Origin of the sequence: Atlantibacter sp. (genome assembly GCF_032062175.1) — a bacterium.
Classification (GTDB): Bacteria; Pseudomonadota; Gammaproteobacteria; order Enterobacterales; family Enterobacteriaceae; genus Atlantibacter.
Genome location: NZ_DAMBQK010000001.1, coordinates 84,692 through 107,168, shown reverse-complemented (window position 1 = coordinate 107,168; position 22,477 = coordinate 84,692). Strand labels below are relative to the sequence as shown.

The 22,477-nt window shown below is 56.7% G+C and carries 24 protein-coding genes; 4 read left to right on the top strand and 20 right to left on the bottom strand.

Going from position 1 to position 22,477, the window contains the following annotated elements; all coding sequences use genetic code 11:
* Position 1: 1 nt before the first annotated feature.
* The 3 genes from yfcD to yfcF are packed head-to-tail and all read right to left on the bottom strand — an operon-like array spanning position 2 to position 1,864.
* Positions 2–556, bottom strand: coding sequence for an NUDIX hydrolase YfcD (gene yfcD, locus RT120_RS00565; protein WP_312978258.1), 555 nt, complete (start codon positions 554–556; stop codon positions 2–4).
* A 54-nt stretch (positions 557–610) separates the two neighbouring features.
* Entirely contained in the window at positions 611–1,162 is a 552-nt protein-coding gene (gene yfcE, locus RT120_RS00560) for a phosphodiesterase (protein WP_312978256.1), read from the bottom strand.
* Between the two features lie 57 nt (positions 1,163–1,219).
* The gene (yfcF, locus tag RT120_RS00555) at positions 1,220–1,864 is read right to left on the bottom strand and encodes a glutathione transferase (protein WP_312978255.1); all 645 of its coding nucleotides are present in this window, start codon (positions 1,862–1,864) and stop codon (positions 1,220–1,222) included.
* Between the two features lie 129 nt (positions 1,865–1,993).
* Between yfcF and yfcG the strand changes: the two genes are divergently transcribed.
* The 3 genes from yfcG to RT120_RS00540 all read left to right on the top strand — a co-directional run bounded on the left by yfcG (position 1,994) and on the right by RT120_RS00540 (position 3,975).
* On the top strand, positions 1,994–2,623 hold the full coding sequence (yfcG, locus tag RT120_RS00550) for a GSH-dependent disulfide bond oxidoreductase (RefSeq protein WP_312978254.1): 630 nt from the start codon (positions 1,994–1,996) through the stop codon (positions 2,621–2,623).
* A gap of 77 nt (positions 2,624–2,700) precedes the next feature.
* Positions 2,701–3,063, top strand: a complete 363-nt coding sequence (gene folX, locus RT120_RS00545) for a dihydroneopterin triphosphate 2'-epimerase (protein WP_312978252.1) — start codon at positions 2,701–2,703, stop codon at positions 3,061–3,063.
* Positions 3,064–3,081: 18 nt separating this feature from the next.
* Positions 3,082–3,975: a TIGR01777 family oxidoreductase gene (locus tag RT120_RS00540; RefSeq protein WP_312978250.1), complete on the top strand. Its 894-nt coding sequence runs from the start codon at positions 3,082–3,084 to the stop codon at positions 3,973–3,975.
* Positions 3,976–4,006: 31 nt separating this feature from the next.
* On the opposite strand, the gene RT120_RS00535 is transcribed toward RT120_RS00540, so the two are convergent.
* The 3 genes from RT120_RS00535 to dalD all read right to left on the bottom strand — a co-directional run bounded on the left by RT120_RS00535 (position 4,007) and on the right by dalD (position 8,230).
* Positions 4,007–5,287, bottom strand: a complete 1,281-nt coding sequence (locus tag RT120_RS00535; RefSeq protein ID WP_312978248.1) for an MFS transporter — start codon at positions 5,285–5,287, stop codon at positions 4,007–4,009.
* Between the two features lie 71 nt (positions 5,288–5,358).
* A complete protein-coding gene (xylB, locus tag RT120_RS00530; RefSeq protein WP_312978246.1) occupies positions 5,359–6,825 on the bottom strand; it encodes a xylulokinase in 1,467 nt (488 codons plus the stop codon).
* 10 nt (positions 6,826–6,835) lie between these two features.
* Entirely contained in the window at positions 6,836–8,230 is a 1,395-nt protein-coding gene (gene dalD / locus RT120_RS00525; protein WP_312978243.1) for a D-arabinitol 4-dehydrogenase, read from the bottom strand.
* 192 nt (positions 8,231–8,422) lie between these two features.
* On the opposite strand from dalD, the gene RT120_RS00520 reads away from it, so the two are divergent.
* Complete coding sequence (locus RT120_RS00520) at positions 8,423–9,370, top strand: sugar-binding transcriptional regulator (protein ID WP_312978242.1); 948 nt, start codon at positions 8,423–8,425, stop codon at positions 9,368–9,370.
* Between the two features lie 51 nt (positions 9,371–9,421).
* On the opposite strand, the gene hisP is transcribed toward RT120_RS00520, so the two are convergent.
* From hisP to RT120_RS00450, 14 genes are all read right to left on the bottom strand, one after another.
* The gene (gene hisP, locus RT120_RS00515; RefSeq protein ID WP_312978240.1) at positions 9,422–10,195 is read right to left on the bottom strand and encodes a histidine ABC transporter ATP-binding protein HisP; all 774 of its coding nucleotides are present in this window, start codon (positions 10,193–10,195) and stop codon (positions 9,422–9,424) included.
* Between the two features lie 11 nt (positions 10,196–10,206).
* The gene (hisM, locus tag RT120_RS00510; protein ID WP_312978238.1) at positions 10,207–10,923 is read right to left on the bottom strand and encodes a histidine ABC transporter permease HisM; all 717 of its coding nucleotides are present in this window, start codon (positions 10,921–10,923) and stop codon (positions 10,207–10,209) included.
* Positions 10,920–11,606 (bottom strand): histidine ABC transporter permease HisQ, encoded by a 687-nt coding sequence (locus tag RT120_RS00505; protein ID WP_312978236.1) that lies wholly within the window; start codon positions 11,604–11,606, stop codon positions 10,920–10,922. Before RT120_RS00505 ends, hisM begins: the two co-directional genes overlap by 4 nt.
* Before the next feature lie 100 nt (positions 11,607–11,706).
* Positions 11,707–12,489, bottom strand: coding sequence for a histidine ABC transporter substrate-binding protein HisJ (gene hisJ / locus RT120_RS00500; RefSeq protein ID WP_312978234.1), 783 nt, complete (start codon positions 12,487–12,489; stop codon positions 11,707–11,709).
* Between the two features lie 273 nt (positions 12,490–12,762).
* A complete protein-coding gene (gene argT, locus RT120_RS00495) occupies positions 12,763–13,545 on the bottom strand; it encodes a lysine/arginine/ornithine ABC transporter substrate-binding protein ArgT (protein ID WP_312978232.1) in 783 nt (260 codons plus the stop codon).
* A 272-nt stretch (positions 13,546–13,817) separates the two neighbouring features.
* On the bottom strand, positions 13,818–14,387 hold the full coding sequence (locus RT120_RS00490; protein WP_312978230.1) for a UbiX family flavin prenyltransferase: 570 nt from the start codon (positions 14,385–14,387) through the stop codon (positions 13,818–13,820).
* 139 nt (positions 14,388–14,526) lie between these two features.
* Positions 14,527–16,044 carry an amidophosphoribosyltransferase gene (gene purF, locus RT120_RS00485; RefSeq protein WP_312978228.1) on the bottom strand — a complete coding sequence of 506 codons (1,518 nt, stop codon included), beginning with the start codon at positions 16,042–16,044 and terminating at the stop codon, positions 14,527–14,529.
* A 38-nt stretch (positions 16,045–16,082) separates the two neighbouring features.
* Positions 16,083–16,568 carry a colicin V production protein gene (gene cvpA / locus RT120_RS00480; RefSeq protein ID WP_144130246.1) on the bottom strand — a complete coding sequence of 162 codons (486 nt, stop codon included), beginning with the start codon at positions 16,566–16,568 and terminating at the stop codon, positions 16,083–16,085.
* Between the two features lie 222 nt (positions 16,569–16,790).
* Positions 16,791–17,498 carry a cell division protein DedD gene (dedD, locus tag RT120_RS00475; protein WP_312978226.1) on the bottom strand — a complete coding sequence of 236 codons (708 nt, stop codon included), beginning with the start codon at positions 17,496–17,498 and terminating at the stop codon, positions 16,791–16,793.
* On the bottom strand, positions 17,488–18,756 hold the full coding sequence (gene folC, locus RT120_RS00470; protein WP_312978224.1) for a bifunctional tetrahydrofolate synthase/dihydrofolate synthase: 1,269 nt from the start codon (positions 18,754–18,756) through the stop codon (positions 17,488–17,490). The genes dedD and folC overlap by 11 nt, the downstream gene beginning before the upstream one ends.
* 70 nt (positions 18,757–18,826) lie before the next feature.
* A complete protein-coding gene (accD, locus tag RT120_RS00465; protein WP_312978222.1) occupies positions 18,827–19,747 on the bottom strand; it encodes an acetyl-CoA carboxylase, carboxyltransferase subunit beta in 921 nt (306 codons plus the stop codon).
* A 171-nt stretch (positions 19,748–19,918) separates the two neighbouring features.
* A complete protein-coding gene (locus tag RT120_RS00460) occupies positions 19,919–20,578 on the bottom strand; it encodes a DedA family protein (RefSeq protein WP_312978220.1) in 660 nt (219 codons plus the stop codon).
* A gap of 24 nt (positions 20,579–20,602) precedes the next feature.
* Complete coding sequence (gene truA / locus RT120_RS00455; RefSeq protein WP_312978218.1) at positions 20,603–21,415, bottom strand: tRNA pseudouridine(38-40) synthase TruA; 813 nt, start codon at positions 21,413–21,415, stop codon at positions 20,603–20,605.
* Positions 21,415–22,428, bottom strand: coding sequence for an aspartate-semialdehyde dehydrogenase (locus tag RT120_RS00450; protein WP_312978216.1), 1,014 nt, complete (start codon positions 22,426–22,428; stop codon positions 21,415–21,417). Before RT120_RS00450 ends, truA begins: the two co-directional genes overlap by 1 nt.
* Positions 22,429–22,477 lie beyond the last annotated feature (49 nt).

The window sequence follows — 22,477 nt, the reverse complement described above, 5'->3', positions numbered from 1 at the left end:
ATTATTCCGTCTCTTCCTGCTTCTCTTTTTTAGCCGATTCATTTTTGGCGTTACGGGTCATCCACAACGCCAGCGCTTTCAGGGAGTCCGGGGTAAATTCATCGCAGCGCGCGGTGATCTCTTCCGGTTCCATCCAGCTTACTTCGCTCACTTCTTCTTCCTGAAGCGCAAACGGCCCGTGGGATACGCAGCTAAACAAACCGCCCCACACCCGGCAATGTTCATCCTCGAAATAGAACATGCCGTGCTCGGCAAACGGCACGCCTGCAATGCCCAACTCCTCTTCGGCTTCGCGACGTGCAGAATCCAGCATCGTTTCCTCTGACTGCACAACGCCGCCTGCGGTGGCATCCAGCATGCCGGGCAGGAAATCTTTGTTTTCGGTACGGCGCTGCACCAGAATTTTGCCCATACCGTCATGCACCACGATATAGGTCGCACGATGTCTCAGGCGTTCAGCACGCATCTGCTCACGACTGCACTGGGCGATAACTTCATTGTCTTCACTGACAATATCGACCCATTCCGTCCCCGCCAAATGATTCTGCTCAACCATTAGAAAACCTTTTAGAGAAGCGCTCTCACGGCGCATATTTAGTAAGTGGGTAAATTACGGGGTAATTGCCATCTGCGCAATAACCCGGCAATCATCCAGCGTCTGAATGCTCAGAACGCCATCATCCAGCATGCCATAACTCGGGGCAAAGCCCCCTTTGGGTATGCTTACCGAACCCGGGTTGAACAGCAGGCAGCTTTCGCCTTGTTGCGCCACAGGGATATGAGTATGACCATAAACAAACACATCTCGTTCACTTAAGGGTGGCAGATTCTCCGGCTGCCAGAGGTGGCCGTGAGTTAAAAAAAGCCGCTGTTCCGCCAATAACACCTGTTGCCAGGGTGCGGTGATGGGGAAGTTAAGCAGCATCTGGTCCACTTCGCTGTCGCAGTTGCCGCGCACCGCGATAAGTTGCGATGCATAAGCGTTGAGTTTTTCTGCGACCTGCGCTGGCGCGTAACCTTCGGGCAACGCATTGCGCGGGCCGTGATTCAGCAGGTCGCCCAGTAAAATCAACCACTGCGCGCCGCTCTGTTCAAACAGCGCCAGCACTCGTTCCGTGGCGGCCAGAGAACCATGAATATCTGATGCGAACATCAGTTTCATCATTCACCTCTTAAGCAAAATTCAGTTACAGGATAATAGCCGATCCCGCCACGCTTATCAGCCTGCGCGCTTAGCAGAGAGTGCCACATAGCGCTGAACCGATGCCCGCTGCCACTGGAATGTCGCGTAATCCGCCAGCGCTTCCGGCACCGCGTCACCGTTCAGCACCAGTCGGTTGAGCATCAGCGCCAAATCCGTGTCGGCAATGCACCACTCGCCAAACAGGTTTTGCTGCCCGTCGCGCAGCAGGGAACCGGCGATGGCGAACAGTTTTTGCGCCGCCTGCTGCCCTGCCGGGGTGAGCGGAGGGCGCTTAGCGCCCGCAAACACCACCTCGGTAGGGCGCTCTTCGCGGATCGGCATCAGATCGCTACGTAGCCAGGCCTGCACCTGGCGCGCCTGGGCGCGTTTTTCCCGGTCGTGCGGATAAATACGCTCCCATACCGGCGGCGCAAAACGCTCGTCGAGATACTCATCAATGGCGGAAGACTCGCTAAGCAGAAAGCCGTCAATCTCCAGCAACGGCACCCGGCGGGTCAGGTTGAAGCCCTGCCAGTCGGCCTGTTGGTGTTGTCCGCTATCCAGATCGACGGTTTTCAGGGTGAAGTTCAGCCCTTTTTCCTTCAGGGCGACATAAACAGACATGACGTACGGGCTGAAATAATTTGCATCGGACCAAAGTGTTATCACGGGCTGGCTCATAATTCCTCGCATCTTCTGGACGTTTAACAAAAAACTATCCTGGAAATCCCTGTCTGTCATCTGATGAAAATGTCTGTACTCACTATACTTTTTAGTTGAGCCATTCATGACGTCATTTCGGGAGCGGTTATGATCGATCTGTTTTATGCCCCAACGCCAAACGGCCACAAAATCACCCTTTTTCTGGAGGAAGCGGGCCTGGAATACCGGCTTCATCGCGTGGATATCGGCAAGGGCGAGCAGTTTCGCCCGGAGTTTCTGGCGATTTCGCCTAACAATAAAATCCCCGCCATTGTCGACCACGATCCCGTGGACGGCGGCGCGCCGCTGAGCCTGTTCGAATCCGGGGCGATTTTGCTGTACCTCGCCGAGAAAACCGGCAAGTTCCTGAGTGGTGAGCTGCGCGAGCGGGAAGCCACGCTACAGTGGCTATTCTGGCAAGTAGCAGGGTTTGGTCCGATGCTCGGCCAGAATCACCACTTCAACCATTTCGCACCGCAGCCGGTGCCCTACGCTATTGAGCGCTACCAGGTCGAAACGCAACGTCTGTACGGCGTGCTGAACAAACGGCTGGAAAAATCCCCCTGGCTGGGCGGCAGCCATTACAGCATTGCCGATATCGCGACCTATCCGTGGGTAGCGTCGCATGAGCGCCAGCGCATCCCGCTGGAGAACTATCCGGCGGTGAGCAACTGGTTCGAGCGCATTCGCAACCGGCCCGCAACCCTGGCGGCGTGGAAAAAAGCGGAGGTGGTCTAAGTCTGGCGCAGCGCGCGTGGGCGAGACGGTCGCGGCAAGGTATGATAGCGAGGCAGAACCCTTATGGAGAGAGTGACATGTCACAGCCGGACGCCATCATCCGCATCAAAAATTTACGCCTGCGCGCTTTTATTGGCATCAAGGAAGAAGAGATCGCCAACCGGCAGGATATTGTTATCAATGCGGCGATCCACTACCCCGCCGATCGGGCGCGGACCAGCGAAGACATTCAGGACGCATTAAATTATCGCACTATTACCAAAGCCATCATTCAGCACGTCGAGAATAACCGGTTCTCTTTGCTCGAAAAATTAACTCAGGATGTGCTCGATATCGTACGGGAACACCACTGGGTCACCTATGCTGAAGTGGAGATCGATAAACTTCACGCGCTACGCTATGCCGACTCGGTGTCGATGACCATGAGCTGGCGGCGCTAAGCGCAACCGGGAGGTTGCATGAATATTCTGGTTACCGGCGGCACTGGCCTGATTGGCCGCCATCTGGTGCCACGGCTGTTGGTGCTGGGGCATAACGTGACGGTAGTGACGCGCGACCCGGATAAAGCGCGCTCCCGGCTCGATCAGCGGGTCAACGTCTGGAAAGGGCTGTCCGACGCGCAGGATTTGGATGAGTTCGACGCCGTAATTAACCTGGCGGGCGAGCCCATTGCCGATAAGCGCTGGACGGCGGCGCAGAAACAGCGGCTGTGCCAGAGCCGCTGGCAAATTACCCAGCGCCTGGTTACGTTGATCAAAGCCAGCGATAACCCACCCTCGGTACTGATTTCCGGGTCAGCCACCGGCTATTACGGCGATCTCGGCGAAGTGGTGGTGACGGAAGATGAACCGCCGCATAACGAATTTACCCACAAGCTGTGCGCCAAATGGGAGCAAATCGCCAGCCAGGCGCAAAGCGATAAAACTCGCGTCTGCCTGCTGCGCACCGGCGCGGTGTTCGCCCCGGAGGGCGGGATGCTGGGGAAAATTGTGCCGCTGTTCCGCACCGGTTTGGGGGGGCCGATGGGCAACGGGCGTCAGTATCTGGCCTGGATCCACGTCGATGATATGGTGAACGGCATTCTCTGGCTGCTGAATAACGACCTGCGCGGGCCGTTCAATATGGTGTCGCCGTATCCGGTACGCAACGAGCAGTTCGCGCATACCCTGGGGCATGTGATGAGTCGTCCGGCGTTTATCCGCGCCCCTGCCACTGCCATTAAATTGATGATGGGGGAATCCGCCGTACTGGTGCTCGGCGGGCAACGGGCATTGCCGAAGCGGCTGGAAGAGTCCGGGTTTGGCTTCCGCTGGTTCGATTTAGAAGAAGCGCTGCATGACGTGGTGCGGTAAATAACAAGGGCCGCTATTGCGGCCCTTAATGTTAAATACGCTGTTGTGAATAGCCGTCTGAGGCATCCACCGCTTTCGCGGCCCGTTTGGGCTGCGGCACCTTGATGATAAAGGTCAACACGCCAGCGAAGAGATACAAACCGGTGTACGCCCACACCACGCCGACAATATCGAAAAACGGTAGGATCAGCGATGCAATGGCGGGTGCGACAAAGTTACTCATGCCAGCCGACAGGTTATAAATTGAAACCGCCGCGCCTTTATGATGCGGCTCAAGCGTAGGAAACACCGCCGTCATCGGCACAAAGGCGGCGACGAAAATCCCCAGCAGCACCGCCGGGATCAGCGCTATCGCAAAATTATGGCCCGCCCACATCGGCAGATAGTAAAACGACAGGCTGGCGATCGCCATGCCCAGACAGCCGAACCAGCGTACCTGGCGGATCCAGCCGATATACTCGCCCATAATTCCCCAAAAGATATTGGTGAAGATGGTGACGAAGAAGAACACCGCCCAGATTTGCAGCCATTCCGAAATGGTAAAACCGAGACGATCGACAAACAGCAGCGGCATAACAATCGCGAAACCGAACAGCGACAGCGTGTTGATAATACGGATAAGACATGCGTAGAACACGTCCCGGTTGGTAAACAGGATCGTCACCGCCCGGGAAAGCTCGGTCATTTTCTCTTTCATCGGCAGATTCACCCGCGAGCGATCCACCGGCACGTTGCGCAGGCTGATCAGCGCAGTCACGCCGCCCACGGCCACCCAGCCAATCGCCATCCACAGCGTGCCGGTTTCGCCCATCATCGGAATGGTAAAGCTCGGCAGATAACTGCCGACTACGCCGATGCCCACAGAGTACATTGCCCAGAACCAGCCGGTCGCCGCCGCCAGTTTCTCACGCGGCAACACCTGCACCAGCATCATCATGAACGAGTAAATAAACAGCGGATAAGCCAGGCCGCGAATCCCGTAAAACAGCAGCATCAGCGGATAATTGCGCATCCCGAGCCCCAGCGCCATAAACAGCGCGTGCATCACGCACCACAGCACAAAGCCGATTACCATGGCTTTTTGCGGGGTGATCAGTTCCGCCACGACGCCAGAGGCCCAGGCCGCCAGCGCGGCGGCAAAACCGTAAACGGCAAATACCATCGCCGACTGCGCCGGGCTGAATCCCATGTCGGTAATGTGTTTTGACAGGAACGCCATCTCGAAACCATCGCCGCTCATAAAAATGGCGATAGCGATAAAACCCCACAGCAGATGTTTGGGTAACCCAAACCAGTATTGTTGCGATTGCATCACAATCTTCCTCTTCACAGGGTACAGGGGGCCAGGCGTCGGTGTCCGCGCCTGGCATTTATCATCATCAATCAGGGTAAGAGCGCGCGAGCCTGCCGCTGTTGCTGATACAGCAGACGGAACAGCGCCAGGCGTTTTTCCAGCCAGCCCTGACGCGCGCGGGCGGGTTCGAACGTGTGCTGAACGGGCGGTTTACGGCAAACCGTTTGCTCATCAGCACCGCAGGCAAGCCAGGCTAACCGCGCCGCGCCTAACGCCCCCGAGGAGCTGGCCGGATGGGTGACAACGGTGACGTCGAGCACGTCGGCGATCAACTGCGCCCACAGCGTGCTGCGCGCGCCGCCGCCGGTCAGACTGCAACGGGTGATGGTCTGCCGGGCGTCGCCCAGCACATCCATGCCGTCCGCAAGGCCGAATGCCACGCCTTCAATCACCGCATAGCCCAGCAGGGCGCGGCGAGTTTCATGGCGCAGGTTGAAGAAACTGCCGCTGGCCTCGGGATCATTGTGCGGCGTCCGCTCGCCGCTCAGGTACGGTAAGAACAGCGGCGCGCGCTGTTTTTCCTCGTCGGTTAACAGCGCCATCTCTTCCATGAGCTGGCCTTCCGTTACCCCGAGCAGATTACATACCCAGCGCAGGCAACTGGCGGCGCTGAGCATCACGCTCATTTGATGCCAGCGTCCAGGCAGCGCGTGGCAGAAAGCGTGCACGCCGGAGGACGGATCGGCCTGGAGCGCGTCATTGACCACAAATATCACCCCGGAAGTGCCGAGCGAGATCAGCGCATCGCCGGGATTTACCGCGCCAACGCCCACCGCCGAGGTGGCGTTGTCGCCGCCGCCACCGGCAACCACCACGTCTGCGCTTAAGCCCCATTCGGTTGCCAGCGCCGCATCCAGCGTGGCGCTAACTTCGCTGCCTTCCACCAGGCGCGGCATCTGCTCACGGCATAAATCCGTGGCCGCCAGCAAAGCGTCAGACCAGTCGCGTTTTGCCACGTCAAGCCACAGCGTGCCTGCCGCATCGGAGGGATCGCTTACAAACTCGCCGGTTAAGCGCCAGCGCAGATAATCTTTCGGCAGCAGCACTTTATCGATCTGTTGAAAAATCTTCGGTTCATGACGCGCCACCCAGGCCAGCTTCGGCGCAGTAAAACCCGGCATGATCATATTGGCGCTGAGGGTCATGATTTCTGGATGGCGCTCACGCAGGTCGTCGCACTCCCGGTGGCTTCGCGTGTCGTTCCACAGGATGCAGGGGCGCAGTACCTCGCCCTGTTTGTCCAGCAGCACCGCGCCGTGCATCTGGCCGGACAGACCAATGGCGCGGATCGCCGCCCAGGCTTCCGGCATCTGCTGGCGCAGCGCCGCCACAACCTGACAGGTGGCCTGCCACCAGGCCTGCGGGTCCTGTTCCGCCCAGAGGGGATGGGGGCGCTGCACGTTCAGAGCGACATGTTGCGCAGCGACAATCTCACCCTGCTCATTAATCACCAGTGCTTTCAGTTCTGATGTGCCGATATCGATTCCCAGATACATAGCGCCCCCGTTACGCAGTCAGCGGTTGTGCGGTGGTTTCGTTCACCCAGGCTTGCATCCGGGCGACGGTGCGCACCATCAGCGCATGAAACGCGTCGTTACCCGCCAGCTCCGCAAATAACGCCTCATCCGAGGTAAAGGCTTTCAGCGGATCGGAACCGGCAAACAGCGCGCGGATAGTGTCAGGCTGCATGACGCCATCCTGATATTCATACGGCAGTTCCCCCTGCGCCCAGCGCTGTAGGAACAGGTAAAACAGCGCCGGGAGTACCGCGCTGGCCTGCGGCTCGCAGCCGCGCGCGTAGCACTGAATTAAGGTCGGCGTCACCATGCCGGGGATTTTTGATAACCCGTCGGCGGCGACGCGCTGGTTGGTATCTTTGATATGCGGATTGCTAAAGCGCGCCAGCACCACATCGCGATAGTCGCCTAAATCAAGCGGACTCGGGGTCAGAGACGGGATCACGTCCTGAGACACGTATTCCCAGGCCAGCTGGCGGATCACCGGATGACGGGTACTGTCGTCGATGTAAGAAAGCCCAATCAGCGTTCCCGCCCAGGCAATGCAGCTGTGAGTGGCGTTAAGAATGCGGATCTTGGCCTCTTCCCAGGGCAGCACAGAATCCACCAGCTCCACGCCGACCTTTTCCAGCGCCGGACGCCCGGCGATGAAATCATCTTCAATCACCCACTGAATAAACGACTCGCCCATCACCGGCACGGCGTCCTGAATCCCCGTTGCCACTTTGACGCGTTCTGCGACGTCCGGCGTCGGGCGCGGTGTGATGCGGTCAACCATGGTATTCGGCGAGGTGGTATTGGCGCTCACCCAGTTATACAGCGCCGTTTCCTGCTTCGCTTTCAGGAACGAGAGAAAACCGTGGCGAAAGCGCTCACCGTTATGACGCAAGTTATCGCAGTTCAGTAAGGTGACTGGCGCGCCGCCCATCTCAACGCGGCGTTTCAGGATGCGGGTGAGCGCGCCGTAAAGGGTGCGAATACCCTCCACTAAATCCGCCTTCACGTCCGCCTGAGTCAGATCCAGTTCGTGTTCCGGCGTCAGGTAATAGCCGCTTTCGGTGACGGTAAACGCGATAACGCGGGTGTGTGGATTTGCCCCCTGTTCCACCAGCGCGCTGATTTGCGCATCCCACGGCAACACCGTCTTAATGGAGGAAATGTGTTCGTAATGGCGTTCGCCCTCAGGCGAAACGGTTTCCAGCACATAAGCGCCCTGCTGCTTGTCCAGTTGCGTCAGCAAGGCGTTGGCGTCATCGCGAATATTTCCCAGCGCAATACGCCAACTGTCGTCACCCTGCTCGCGCAGTTTGTGTAAGTACCATGCCTGATGAGCCCGATGAAAAGAACCGGCACCAATATGCATCCACACGCTTTGATTATTCATACACACCTCAGAATGAGTATTTGCCAACTTAATGAGCATTTGCCCGTTTTAAGTAGGGTAGTCGCCATTACGCGATCCATTCCGGGAGTCGTGTCACAAAATAAAGCTTTTGCCCAATTAAATGGCAATTGCCCATTTTTGATATTTGCGCGGGCGCGATACACTACACACAGTTGAATCAGGGATTACGCTATGAGCAGAGAAGAGAAAAAACAGGAACAGGCTGCGCGGGCTGCATGGATGTATTACGTGGCAGGGCTGACTCAGCAGGAGATTGCCAAAACCCTGGGATTATCACGGCAGGTGGCGCAACGCCTGATCTCCTCGGCGCGCGAACAGGGCATGGTGAGCGTGAAAATCGCCCATCCCGTCACGCACTGCCTGAAGCTGGCGGCGGCGCTACAGGAAAAATACGGCCTGTCGCTGTGCAGGGTAGTGCCGTCCGCCTCGCTGGATAACGAGGCTATTCAGCAGATGCTGGCGGTCGAAGGCGCGGAGGTGATGTCGCAATATATCGCTGACGAGCAGCCGCAGGTGTTTGGCGTCGGTTCCGGCAAAACGCTGCGGGCGATCATTGACGCCCTGCCCTGGAGCGAACGGCCACAGCATCACTGCGTTTCGATGATTGGGGCCATCGCGCGCGACGACTCCGGCACCCGCTATGACGTCCCGCTGCGCATGGCGGAAAAGATGCAAGGCAAATATTTTTTCATCCCCGCGCCGCTGTATGCGGATAACCCGGAGGATAAAAAAATGTGGTGCCAACATCAGGTTTATCAGCGCGTCGCCGCACGGGCGCTGGATGCCCACGTCGCGTTTCTCGGCATCGGTGACGTCTCCGTCGGCTGCCCGCTGAATGCGGAAGGATTTATCACCGACGAGCAGGTACACAGTCTGGAAAAACGCGGCGTGGCGGGCGAAATGCTGGGCCATTTTTTCGATTACAATGGCGAGCGCATCATCGGCGAACTGGATGAACTATTGACCAGCGTGCCGCTGGAAAGCCATACCACGCGTCCGATCATTGGCTTTGCGGGTGGGGAAAAGAAATATCCCGCCATCCGGGCGGCGCTGCGCGGCGGCTGGGTTTCCGGGTTAGTGACCGACGAAGCCAGCGCGCTCAGGCTGTTGGACGAATAACGTGTGAACGGGAAAGCGCCAGATGCGGCCTTTCCCGTTGAGTGACCAGAGTTACTTCAGCGATCCTTTCAGGAACTGCTGCAAACGCGGGCTTCGCGGGTTGTTAAACAGCTCGTCCGGCGCGCCCTCTTCTTCGATTTTCCCCTGATGCAGGAAAATCACATGACTGGAGACGTGGCGGGCAAACTCCATTTCGTGGGTAACCACCACCATGGTTTTGCCCTCTTCCGCCAGCTTCTGCATGATGCGCAGCACTTCGCCCACCAGCTCCGGGTCCAGTGCCGAGGTTGGCTCATCAAACAGCAGCACTTCCGGCTCCATGGCTAACGCACGGGCGATGGAAACGCGCTGCTGCTGGCCACCGGAAAGGTGCACTGGGTATTTCCCCTGGGCACGGGCGTCGATGCCCACTTTCTCAAGGTATTTTACCGCGCGATCCCGGGCTTCCTGCTTGCTTAACCCCAGCACCTGCACCGGGGCTTCCATGACGTTTTCCAGTACCGTCATATGGCTCCACAGGTTGAAGTGCTGGAATACCATGGTCAGACGGGTACGCAACAGGCGTAACTGGTTTTTATCCGCCACCTTTAACTGGCCGTCTTTATCGCGCACCAGGCCGATATTCTGGTTATTCACCACAATGGTGCCTTCGCTCGGTTTTTCGAGGAAGTTGATGCAGCGTAAAAAGGTACTTTTCCCCGAGCCTGAGGAGCCGATGATGCTAATCACATCTCCGGCATTGGCCTTAAGCGAGACCCCTTTAAGCACTTCATGTTCGCCGTAGCGTTTGTGCAGGTCGGTAACGTTTAATTTATTGTCAGACATTCGTGGGCCACTCAGTGCGTTGAAGCAGGTTTAACATGCCCTAACCAGCGTCTCTCCGCGCGGCGGAACAGGCTTATCAGGACATAAGAAATCATGAGATAAAGCACCGCCGCAATACCGAAGGCGGTAAACGGCTGATAGGTCGCCGAGTTAATATCACGGGCGATTTTCAGCAGATCCGGCACGGTGGCGGTAAACGCCAGCGCCGTGGAGTGCAGCATTAAAATCACTTCATTGCTGTAGGCCGGCAGCGCGATACGCAGCGCCGAAGGCAGAATAATGCAGCGGTACATTTTAAAGCGCGAAAAGCCATAGGCGCGCGCCGCTTCGATTTCGCCATGGGGTACTGAACGAATCGCCCCGGCGAAAATCTCGGTGGTGTAGGCGCAGGTATTGAGCGTCAATGCCAGCACGGTACAGTTCAGGCCGCTGCGGAAAAAGGCGTTCAGCAGTTCGGTGCCTTTAACCACTTCCAGGGTGTACATGCCGGAGTAAAATACCAGCAACTGCACATACAGCGGCGTACCGCGGAAGATATAGGTAAACAGCCAGATGGGAAACTGGATAAATTTATTGCTGGAGACGCGACCAATAGCGAGAAACACCGCCAGGATGCCGCCCATCACTACCGAAGAAATTAACAACCACAGGGTGATCGCCACCCCGGTAAAACGGTAACCGTCGGTCCACAGCAGGGATTTCCAGTATTCCTGAATAATTTCAATCACAGGTCGGCCCTCTTCACACCCACCGTATAACGGCGCTCCAGCAGCAACAGTACGCCGTTGGAAACGGTGGTAAACACTAAATAAATCACACCGCAGACCACGGCAAAGTAGAACGGCTCCCAGGTGCTTTTACCGGCGAGCTGCGTAGCCTTGACCACATCTTCCAGTCCCAGCAGCGAGACCAGCGCGGTGGCTTTGAGGATAACCTGCCAGTTGTTGCCGATCCCCGGTAGCGCAAAGCGCATCATCGCGGGGAACAGAACGCGGCGGAAGGTTTGCACATTGGTGAATCCAAAGGCGGTAGCGGCTTCGATATGCCCTTTCGGCACCGCCATAAACGCGCCGCGAAAGGTTTCGGTGAAGTAAGCGCCGTAGATAAATCCCAGCGTGATGATACCCGCGACCATCGGATCGATATCAAACTGCGCCAGGCCCAGCGCGTCGGTCACGGTATTCAGGGCAATTTGCAGCCCGTAGAAAATGAGCAACATCAAAACGAGATCGGGAACGCCGCGGATCAGCGTGGTATAGGCTTCAAACAGCAGCCCCAGCGCGCGGTTGCGTGACAGCTTTCCCGCCGCGCCCACCAGGCCAATGAGAACCGCCAGGATAACGGAGCTCAGCGCCAGTTCAAGCGTGACGATAGCCCCTTGTAAGATGACTTGTGAAAACCCATACAGCATGGTGCTTATCCTGTGATCAATATCTGTCTTAAATGAGCGCCTGACGGGTTAACCCTTATAACGCCCCGGCTAGCCGGGGCGCGGCAACTCTATGTGACGATTAACCGCCGTATACGTCAAAGTCGAAGTATTTCTTAGCCAGTTTTTCGTAGGTGCCATCGGCACGCATTTCAGCAAAGGCTTTGTTCAGCGCTTCACGCAGTTCGTTGTCTTCTTTACGAATACCCATGCCGGTGCCGACGCCGAACAGCTTCTCGTCTTTGATGGACGGGCCGCCGAACTTGTAATCTTTACCGATAGGCTGTTTCAGGAAGCCTTCGCTGGCGGCGACTTCATCCTGGAACGCGGCCTGGATACGGCCTGCGGTCAGGTCAGAATAGATGTTGTCCTGGCCCTGATAGGAAACGATTTCTACGCCTTTTGGCGCCCAGTGCACATTGCCGTAAGTTTCCTGGGTGGTGCCCTGCAATACGCCGACACGTTTGCCTTTCAGCTTCTCAAGATTCGGTTCAATATCAGAATCTTTTGCCACTACCAGGCGAGAATCCGCCGCGTAGAGTTTGTCGGTGAATGCGATTTCCTGCTGACGTTTTTCGGTGATGGAAAGCGACGACATAATGGCGTCGATTTTTTTCGCTTTCAAAGACGGGATCAGCGCATCCAGCGGGTTTTCAACGAAGGTACATTGTGTCTGGATGCGTTTACACAGCTCTTTCGCCAAATCGATATCAAAACCGACTAATTCCCCCTGCGCATTCTTCGATTCGAAGGGTGCATAAGTGGGATCGGTGCCGATACGGAGATTTTTTGGAATCGCGGCGAACGCGGTGGAAACACTGGAAAACGCCAGTACCAGAGAAAGGGATAACACCAACTTTTTCATAGCAATCCTCGGTGAGTTGTCTTTTTGTGTTGTAGTGCTCTAAACATCGAGACAGCACGTATCGTGCCACTGTTATGCGCATTTAGGCAAAAGATTATGCCCGCCCACGCGGATTTTTTTCGCTTACGATGCTTAATTATTCACTCGACGCGCTAAAACAGTGCGATCCATGCACCATAACGCAACATCGTCGGTAAATTGCACCAAAAAAGTGAGACGCTATGGAATGGCCGTTACCCAAAGCCGCGCCCGGGCGAACCGGGCGCGTCCGTATTAGTCACCGTAGACGTTAAAGTCGAAGTATTTCTTCGCTATTTTGTCGTAAGTGCCGTCTTTACGCAGTTCATCAAAGGCTTTATCAAAGGCTGCTTTCAGCTCGGTGTCGCTCTGGCGCAGGCCGATACCGGTGCCATCGCCAAAGTATTTTTTATCTTTCACTGACGGGCCGGCAAACGCGAACTCTTTACCCGCTGGCTGCTTCAGGAAGCCTTCGCTGGCGGCGACTTCATCCTGGAACGCGGCATCAAGACGGCCTGCCGCCAGGTCGGAATAGATCAGATCCTGGTTCTGGTACGCCACCACATCGACGCCTTTGTTACGCCAGTTGTCGTTGGCGAAACCTTCCTGGGTAGAACCCTGGAGAACGCCGACGTGCTTGCCTTTCAGCGACTCGATGGTCGGCTGGATCGGCGAGCCTTTGGCGGCAATCAGGCGGGAATCCGCCGCGTACAGTTTTTCTGAGAAGGCGATTTCCTGCTGGCGTTTTTCAGTAATCGACAGCGAAGAGATAATCGCGTCGATTTTTTTGGCTTTCAGAGACGGGATCAGCGAGTCGAAATCGCTGCCCACCCAGGTACATTTCACCGCCATGCGCTTGCACATCTCATTACCGAGATCGATATCGAAACCCACGAAATCGCCTTTGGCGTCTTTAGAAGAGAATGGTGCGTAGGTGGCGTCCGTCCCAATACGAACCGTCTGCGGCAGCGCGGCGAACGCGCTGGACGCCACGGAGAGCCCCAGCAGCAATGACAGTGCAATAGCCTTCTTCTTCATACGTTACCCTCAAGTGGTTTTCTTTGTGTTGTTTATATTGTTGTGTTGCTACTTTGCATTGCACTTCCTGTGCCAGTTTTCGCGGAACGGGCGAGCCCCGGCAGATGTTAAGTAAAAGTTACAATAAAGTAGATGTAGTGAAAGATAGCATTACGAAGGGGAATGTCTTTAGCGGAAATGCGTGAACGGGGATTATATTTTCAGGATTTGATCGCGGTTACAAAAATGCCCCAAAATGAGGCGCTCAGATTTCGACGCACCGAACAGATGCGTCAGGCTCCCTGCCAGCGATGGAAAAGATCTTCCGGCAGTTCGATATCCAACTGGTCGAGTACCCGGTTCACCGTCTGGTTAATCACGTCATTGAGTGTGGCGGGCTGGTGATAAAACGCAGGCATCGGCGGCATTATTACCGCGCCTAACTCCGCAGCCTGGGTCATCAGGCGCAAATGCCCAACGTGCAGCGGCGTTTCCCGCACGCAAAGAATTAACGGACGGCGCTCTTTCAACACGACGTCTGCGGCGCGGGTCAGCAACCCATCGGTATAACTGTGCACAATGCCGGAGAGCGTTTTGATGGAGCATGGCAGGATCACCATCCCCGATGTACGAAACGACCCGGATGAAATGCTGGCGGCGATATCCCGCGCATCGTGGACCACATCGGCCAGCGCCTGCACATCGCGCAGCGACAGCGAGGTTTCCAGCGCCAGCGTCTGGCGTGCGGCCTGGCTCATGATCAGATGGGTTTCGACCTCAGGCACCGATTGCAGCACCTGCAACAACCGAACCCCATAAATCGCTCCGCTTGCCCCGGAAATGCCCACAATGAGTCGTTTCATTAGTTTTTGCCTGAACGGAAAATACGTGGGCAAACTTTGCCGCAACAGCGAGGGATATGCAAGTTAGCCAGGCGTTGAAGGGAAATGCAGAGAGACGGAATGAAAAATCCCTCCCGGTGGTCCGGAAGGGATCGACGTTTTACCCTTCGTTATGCATCTCTAAATTCTCCACTTCGTTCTGGCGCAGCACCGCTTTGGCGTCGTCATTACGCAGGGATTCAAGATACTCCAGATATTGCTGGTCGACGTCTTTCGTGACGTAAACGCCGTTAAACACCGAGCATTCAAACTGCTGAATATCTGGGTTCTCGGCGCGTACCGCTTCAATCAGATCGTCCAGGTCCTGGAAAATCAGCCCGTCTGCGCCGATGATCTGGCGAATTTCATCCACTTCGCGCCCGTGGGCAATCAGCTCGTTAGCGCTCGGCATATCAATGCCGTAGACGTTCGGGAAACGAATTTCCGGCGCAGCAGAGGCCAGATAAACCTTCTTCGCCCCCGCTTCACGCGCCATCTCGATAATCTGCTCAGAGGTGGTGCCGCGAACGATAGAGTCATCCACCAGCAATACGTTCTTATCGCGGAATTCTGCGCGGTTGGCATTGAGCTTGCGGCGCACCGATTTACGGCGCAGATGCTGGCCCGGCATGATAAAGGTGCGGCCCACGTAGCGGTTTTTCACAAAACCCTGGCGGTACGGCTTATTCAGGATGTGGGCAATCTCCAGCGCGATATCGCAAGAGGTTTCCGGGATGGGGATGACCACGTCGATATCGAGATCTTCCCATTCACGGGCAATTTTCTCGCCGAGCTTTTTACCCATGCCGACGCGGGCGCTGTACACGGAAATCTTGTCGATAAACGAGTCAGGGCGCGCAAAGTAGACATACTCAAACAGGCACGGATTGCTGGCCGGGTTATCGGCGCACTGGCGGGTAAACAGCTGGCCCTTCTCGGTGATGTAAATCGCCTCGCCGGGCGCGACGTCGCGTAAGAATTCGAAGCCCAGGGTATCCAGCGCCACGCTCTCGGAGGCCACCATATACTCGGTGCGGCCATCGCCGATATCGCGCTTACCCAGCACCAGCGGACGAATACCGTTCGGATCGCGGAAGGCCACCATGCCATGGCCGATAATCATCGCCACGCAGGCATATGCGCCGCGGATCAGGCGGTTGGTAGCAGCAATGGCGGCAAAAATGTTATCCGCTTCCAGCGGGTAGTGGCGGAAGTTATCCAGTTCGCTGGCGAATACGTTCAGCAGAACTTCGGAATCCGAGGTGGTGTTGATATGGCGGCGCTTCTCTTCAAACAGCATCCGGCGCAGTTCGTGCGCGTTGGTCAGGTTGCCGTTGTGCGCCAGAGTGATCCCGTACGGGGAGTTCACGTAAAAGGGTTGTGCTTCGGAGGCGCTGGAGCTGCCTGCTGTCGGATAACGCACATGGCCGATACCCATATTGCCTTGCAGACGCTGCATATGGCGGGCTTCGAATACATCACTCACCAGGCCGTTGGCTTTGCGCAGGCGAAAGCCGTTGTTTGCATCAATGGTGATGATGCCTGCGGCATCCTGCCCACGGTGCTGAAGCACCGTTAACGCGTCATAAATAGACTGGTTTACCGGCATAACACCGGCGATACCGACAATACCGCACATGTTGTCTTTTCCTCATTAAGAGACTGCCCCCGGCACAATTACCGGGGTAAGAAACTTGACGAGCTTTGCAGATAGTCAAAAAACCATCTGATGATGAAACTGAATTGCGGGATAAGCTGCGATTTTTGCCAGTCGTCGCTTTTGGAAAAGCCGGTAAAGGTATCAAGAAAGAACAGAATGGCGGAGACGATAAGCGCACCGCGCAGCGCGCCAAAACAGATCCCCAACACCCTGTCTGTACCCGACAGGCCGGTTTTCTCCACCAGCGCGCCAATCACATAGTTGACGATCGCGCCGACAATCAGCGTCGCAACAAACAGCACTGCGATCGCTATCCCATTACGTACCAGTTCGTCTTCAAAGCCAGTGAACCAAACCGCCAGGTAAGTGTAGTAGTGGCTGGCGACAAAGAAGGCACAGCCCCAGGTAACCAGCGATAACGCTTCACGCACAAACCCGCGGATAACGCTTACCAAACAGGAAAAGCCGATAACCGCGATGATGGCGTAATCTATCCAGACCATGAATGTGTCCTGTGATAAATCGCCCTGACGTCCAGTTCGGGGCGCATTCTAACAGAAAAAGAAAACGTTTGCGTAGGGATTTCCTTTCCCTTGCTCAATAAAAAAAGGCGTTGAAAAAATCTTCAACGCCGTGCTTTTTTCCCCGGTTCCCGCTGCGTTTCAGGGAGAGCTTCTTGTCTTATCTGTTATTTATCAACAGATAAGTCTGCTCATCCCCGACCATCAGTTTACGGAATAATTCATCACTACCCCGTTCAGCCCGGAAAGCTGGTTGAGCTCGCTAAGCGATCCTTTTAACTTATCGCGTGAGGCGTCCGGCCCAACCAGAATGCGGGTGATTTTACCCTGTACCGGCGTTGACGGCGACGTATAAACCCGGTACCCCGCGCCGCGCAGTTTACCAACAATTTCATTGACTTTGTCGGCATTTTTGAGCGCGCCCAACTGCACCACATAAGCTTTGCCGGTCGGCGGCGTATCCGGTTTAGCCGGTTCGGCTTTCTTCGGCGGTGCCTCTTCACTCAGCATCGCCAGTTGTTCGTCGGTTTTATCTTTTTGCGGTTTGGTCTGCGGTTTTTTCGGCGTGTCCTGCGCTTTCGGTTTGCCCGGCGGGACAGGCTCCGGTTCCGGCAGCGGATCGAGATTATTGGCGTTATTCGCCAGACGCCCGGTATCGATCGCCGAGGCCGCCGCGTTCGCCGCCCTCACCTCTTCCGCCGCGCCTTCCGGCGGCTGTGCGGGCAGCGCCTGCGTGGCGGCAGGCAGCATATCCGGCTCGTCAGTATCCCCTGGTTTCGGCACCAGCGGGATTGCCGCAAACTCGTCCTGGTAATGTTTTTTCTGGCCGTCCAGCAGCCCTGGCAGCAAAATTACGCCCAGCGCGACCAGCACGATCGTGCCCACTAATCGGTTTTGAAATTTACTCGCCACCTCGCCTCCTCGCGTCCATCGCTTCCATTACATGCGCTACGGTATGAAACGAACCGCACACCAGTACGGTATCTTGCGGTTGAGCCTGCGCCATAGCAGCATCCCAGGCCTGCACCACGCTCTGATAGCGTTCACCCTGCTTCAGGTGTTCCAGCAGTTGCTCAGCCGTGGCACCGCGCGGGCCCTCCAGTGGGGCACAATACCAGCTATCCACCACCGGCTCCAGACAGGCCAGCGTGCCCGCAATATCTTTATCGTGCAGCATCCCGATGACCGCAAGCACTTTCCCGCCCGCAGGCAGGCGCTGCATCTGGCTTGCCAGATACGCTGCCGCATGGGGATTGTGCGCCACATCCAAAATGACGCGCGGCGACTCGCTGACGCACTGAAAACGCCCCGGCAGCAGCGCCTGTTCGATGCCCTGGCGGATGGCGGCTTCGCTCACCGCCAGCTGGCTGGCGCGGATCGCTGCCAGCGCCGTGGCGGCGTTCGGCTGCGGGACGAAGGGCAGCGGCAGGTTGCGCAATTCACCCTGCGCATCCTGGAAATGCCAGCCGGTCTCGCTTGCCTGGTAATCCCAGTCTACGCCGTGCCGCGCCAGCAGCGCGCCTTTCTCCAGGGCAACCGCCGCGATGGAGGTCGGCATATCCGGCTCGCCGACGATGGCCGGTTTACCGGCGCGGAACACGCCCGCTTTCTCACGGCCAATGCTTTCGCGATCCGGCCCCAGCCAGTCAGTATGGTCGAGGGCGATACTGGTGATGACCGCCACATCGCAATCCACGAGGTTGGTGGCATCCAGACGCCCGCCGAGGCCCACTTCCAGAATCACCACATCCAGCGCCGACTGTTTAAACAACCACAGCGCCGACAGCGTGCCGTACTCGAAATAGGTCAGCGAGGTCTCGCCACGCGCAGTCTCAATGGCGCTGAACGACGCGGTATGGTCGGATTCCGAAAGCTCCGCGCCCTGAATGCGCACCCGCTCGGTATAGCGCACCAGATGTGGCGAACTGTAGACGCCAACCCGCAGCCCAGCCGCCATCAGAATAGCTTCCAGCGTGCGGCAGGTGGTGCCTTTGCCGTTGGTGCCGGCAACCGTAAACACAAACGGCGCGGGCTTTTGAATGTCAAGGGTCGCCGCCACGCGCGATACGCGCTCCAGCCCCATGTCGATGGTTTTACTGTGCAGGTTTTCCAGATAAGAAAGCCACGTAGCCAGGGGCGACGTGGCGTGGGGAATACGATCTTTTTCCATGATGCCTGTACGTGTTAGCGATGGATAAACAAAAAGGGCAGCGCCGTTATGGCCCTGCCCTTCATGACGATCAGGCCTCTTGTTCCTGGTCTGGCGCTGGCGGAACCACAATGGTTTCCAGCGGCGCATCCGGCCCTGGTGCCGGGAGATTCATCATTTTCGCCAGCAGGCTGGCAAGCTTCAGGCGCAGTTCAGGACGACGAATAATCATATCGATCGCCCCTTTCTCGATTAAGAACTCGCTGCGCTGGAAACCGGCAGGCAATTTCTCACGCACGGTCTGTTCGATAACGCGCGGGCCGGCAAAGCCAATCAGCGCTTTCGGCTCGGCGATGTTCAGATCGCCCAGCATCGCGAAGCTGGCGGAAACGCCGCCCATGGTCGGGTCGGTCAGCACAGAGATATACGGCAAGCCGCGCTCCTGCATTTTCGCCAGCGCTGCGCTGGTTTTCGCCATCTGCATCAGCGACATCAGCGCTTCCTGCATACGTGCGCCACCGGATGCGGAGAAGCAGATCATCGGGCAGTTGTCTTCCAGCGCCTGCTCAACGGCACGCACAAAGCGCGCACCCACCACGGAGCCCATTGAGCCGCCCATAAAGGAGAACTCAAACGCCGCCGCAACCACTGGCATATCGTGCAGAGTGCCTTTCATCACCACCAGCGCGTCTTTCTCGCCAGTTTCTTTCTGGGCGCTTGCCAGACGATCTTTATACTTTTTGGAGTCTTTGAACTTCAGCACGTCTTTCGGCTCAAGTTCGCTGCCCAGTTCCACCATTGAGCCTTCGTCTAACAGGCTGTGCAGGCGGTCACGCGCCGCCATACGCATATGATGATCGCACTTCGGGCAAACCCCCAGGTTACGCTCCAGCTCGGCGCGGTAGAGAACCTGACCGCAGCTGTCGCACTTGGTCCACACCCCTTCAGGGATGCTCGCCTTACGGGAAGGGGTGATATTGCTCTTATTGAGAATTCGTTCAATCCAGCTCATTGATGACCTTTCTGCCTGAACCTGGTCGATGCCAGTTTTTCTGTCGGTAGCGAATAAATTCTGACCGCCGACAGACCATAAATGGTGCTCATTAAAACATAACAGACCGCGAGTTGGGATAAAAAAGTGGTCAAACCGCGCGATCCTGCTCTTGTTTCATGAACGTGATGGTTATCTTCCGTTTCGTGCCGCAGCTCGCTTGTGGCGGATAATTTCCACCACGCCCGGCAATACCGACAGGATGATGATCGCCACTATCAGTAGCTTTAAGTTTTCCTGAACGATCGGCAAATCGCCAAACAGATAACCCGCATAGGTAAACAGTAATACCCACAGCAGCGCGCCGATCACGTTATAGGCCGCAAAATGACGATAGGACATATGCCCCATTCCGGCGACAAACGGCGCGAAGGTGCGCACAATCGGTACGAAGCGCGCGAGGATAATGGTTTTGCCACCGTGGCGCTCGTAAAACGCGTGGGTTTTGTCCAGATAGCTGCGGCGGAAAATCTTCGAGTTGGGATTACTGAACAGCTTTTCGCCGAACAGCCTGCCAATGGTGTAATTCACCGCATCGCCGATAATCGCCGCCACAATCATTAACGCCACCATCAGATGGACATTGAGATCGTTGGTCGGCAGCGCGGAAATCGCCCCGGCGACAAACAGCAGCGAATCGCCCGGCAGGAAGGGCGTTACCACCAGCCCGGTTTCACAAAACAGAATCAAAAACAGGATGGCGTAAACCCAAACCCCATAATCGGCGACCAGTTCCGCCAGATGCACGTCAATGTGCAGGATGAAATCGATCACAAAGCGAATAATGTCCATACTGCGTTACATCCTCAACAGCCTTTAGTCAGCTAAAAAAAGTGGGCCCATCGGCGTCTTCGGCAGCTCGAAACGGTCAGGATAATCCACGCTGACCAGATAAAGCCCCTCCGCTTTCGCCGTCGCTGCCGCAAGCGTACGATCCCTCACCGCCAGCAACTCCTCAATCCAGCTCTCCGGCTGGTTGCCGCACCCTACTTCCATCAGGCTGCCAACAATATTCCTGACCATATGATGTACAAAGGCATTCGCTTTGATATCGACCACCACATACGCCCCGAATCGCGCGACGTTGATGTGCATCAGATTACGCCACGGGGTGCGCGACTGACATTGCACGGCGCGAAACGAGGTAAAATCATTTTCACCGATTAAGCACTGGGCCGCACGGTGCATACGTTCAGCATCCAGCGGTTGGTGATAATGGGTGACGCCCTGCTGCAAAACCGCAGGACGCAGACGATGATTGTAGATGACATAGCGGTAACGGCGAGCCGTTGCGCTAAATCGGGCATGAAAATCGTCCGGCACATCTTTAACCCAGCGCACCGCGATGTCACCAGGTAAATTCGCATTTACACCCAGCGTCCAGGCGGCATCTTTGCGGATCGCCTGGGTTTCGAAATGCACCACCTGGCCGGTGGCATGAACGCCCGCATCGGTCCGCCCGGCGCAAAACACGTTAACCGGCGCATTCGCCACCTGGGTTAACGCCTTTTCGAGTTTTTCCTGCACGCTGCGGACTTCGTTCTGGCGCTGCCAGCCGTAATATTTACTGCCGTCGTACTCAATGCCGAGCGCGATTTTGCGCAGCGGCACATCCTGAAGCTCAGACATTAGTACAAATACTCCTGCACTAATTTCTCCGCCACTTTCACCGCCATCAGCGCGCCGCCGAAGCGCAAGTTGTCCGCCACTGACCAGAACTGGATCTGCTCCGGCATCCCGTAATCGTTACGCACGCAGCCGACAGACAATTGGGCGTTGCCGGACGCATCGCCAACCTGGGTCGGGAATTCATTCGCGGGCGACAGTATCACTTCTTCACCGCGATCGAAGGCATCGCGCGCTTCTTCAAATGACAGCGGGCGCATGGCTTCAAAATTCACCATCTGGGCATGGCCGTAAAATACCGGCGACTGGACGCAGGTCGCGGAGATCATCAGCATTTCGTCCTGTAGGATTTTGCGCACTTCATCGACGATGCGGCGCTCTTCGCGCACGCTGCCCTGGCTATCCGGCAGGAGCGGCAGAACGTTGAACGCCAGTTGGCGGCCGAAGAAATCGTCTTCATCAACCGGGATGCCGTTGAGCAGTTTGGCGCTCTGGCCCGCCAGGGCGTCTACCGCCACTTTGCCCTTCGCCGACGCAGACAGCAGGCTGGTCACCTGAATACGCGCCAGGCCGCCTTCGTCGATCAGCGGTTTTAATGCCACCAGCAGTTGGCTGGTCAGGCTATCGGGGATGGCGACCAGATTACGGTTACGGTAATCCGCCAGCACAAAGGGGTTCACTTCCGGCACCACTAACGGGACATCCGGCTCCAGTGCGAACAGACCGCTGGTGTCGATCACCAGGCAGCCCGCGTTAGCGGCATCGTCCGCGTACTGCGCGGTGGCGTCCGGACCGGCCACAAAAAATGCGAGCTGCGCCTGGGTCCAGTCAAATTCGGCGGCGTCCTGCACCCGCACCGTTTTACCTGCGAAACGCAGAGATTCGCCCGCGCTTTCACTGCGCGCCAGGGCATACAGTTCTCCCACCGGGAATTGACGTTCCGCAAGTTGCTCAAGCAGGGCTTCGCCCACAGCGCCCGTCGCGCCCAGTACGGCAATGTTCCAGCCTTCAGACATGGTGGTTTACTCCAGAAAATAGAACAGCGTCCCTGCCCCAAAAGGCAGG